Origin of the sequence: Bacillus sp. EKM420B, from assembly GCF_011065565.1 — a bacterium.
Lineage (GTDB): Bacteria > Bacillota > Bacilli > Bacillales > Bacillaceae > Bacillus > Bacillus velezensis.
Genome location: NZ_JAAMNX010000017.1, coordinates 1 through 845 on the forward strand (window position 1 = coordinate 1; position 845 = coordinate 845).

At 44.1% G+C, this 845-nt stretch carries 5 tRNA genes and 1 rRNA gene; all 6 read right to left on the minus strand.

Going from position 1 to position 845, the window contains the following annotated elements:
* Positions 1–2 precede the first annotated feature (2 nt).
* Positions 3–79: transfer RNA gene (locus tag G9F48_RS19265), tRNA-Pro, on the minus strand.
* Between the two features lie 16 nt (positions 80–95).
* Positions 96–172: transfer RNA gene (locus tag G9F48_RS19270), tRNA-Arg, on the minus strand.
* 32 nt (positions 173–204) lie between these two features.
* Positions 205–279, minus strand: a tRNA-Gly gene (locus G9F48_RS19275).
* A 295-nt stretch (positions 280–574) separates the two neighbouring features.
* Positions 575–647: transfer RNA gene (locus G9F48_RS19280), tRNA-Thr, on the minus strand.
* Positions 648–649: 2 nt separating this feature from the next.
* Positions 650–724, minus strand: a tRNA-Asn gene (locus G9F48_RS19285).
* Between the two features lie 45 nt (positions 725–769).
* Positions 770–845: ribosomal RNA gene (rrf, locus tag G9F48_RS20150) — 5S ribosomal RNA — on the minus strand; the annotation flags it as partial.

Consider the following 845-nt stretch of genomic DNA (forward strand, 5'->3'; position numbering starts at 1 on the left):
AATGGTCGGGAAGACAGGATTCGAACCTGCGACCCCATGGTCCCAAACCATGTGCTCTACCAAGCTGAGCTACTTCCCGATTTTTTAAAATATTATGGCGCGCCCGAGAGGAGTCGAACCCCTAACCTTTTGATCCGTAGTCAAACGCTCTATCCAATTGAGCTACGGGCGCAATTAATTTCACAATATCCCGTTGGGATAAAATGGAGCGGAAGACGGGATTCGAACCCGCGACCCCCACCTTGGCAAGGTGGTGTTCTACCACTGAACTACTTCCGCAAGTAAAAATGTAATGCATACCCAGAATACAGCCTCAGATGGCGGTAAACCGTATTGTTATTTATACTGTTCATTATGACAAAAGTAATTATATCAAGGTTTTGATAAAAGTCAATACCGTTTAACAATTAATTATGTTAATCTCTTTTGCATCATTGAAGAAAGGATTCATCAGAAGACGCGCTAAATACCTATACCTTAACTGGTACAATCAGCAACGGATTTTTACTGAACTAAACAAAAAATAACAGTTCCATAACATTCGGAAACTGCTTCAGATCAACGTATTTAGATAAGCTTCCAAGCGGGCTCGAACCGCTGACCTCTTCCTTACCATGGAAGTGCTCTACCTGCTGAGCTATGGAAGCAATGGCTCCGCAGGTAGGACTCGAACCTACGACCGATCGGTTAACAGCCGATAGCTCTACCACTGAGCTACTGCGGAATATTATAAGCTTCATAAACAAAAACATGGTAGATAAAATAAAAAGCTTGGCGGCGTCCTACTCTCACAGGGGGAAACCCCCGACTACCATCGGCGCTGAAGAGCTTAACTTCCGTGTTCG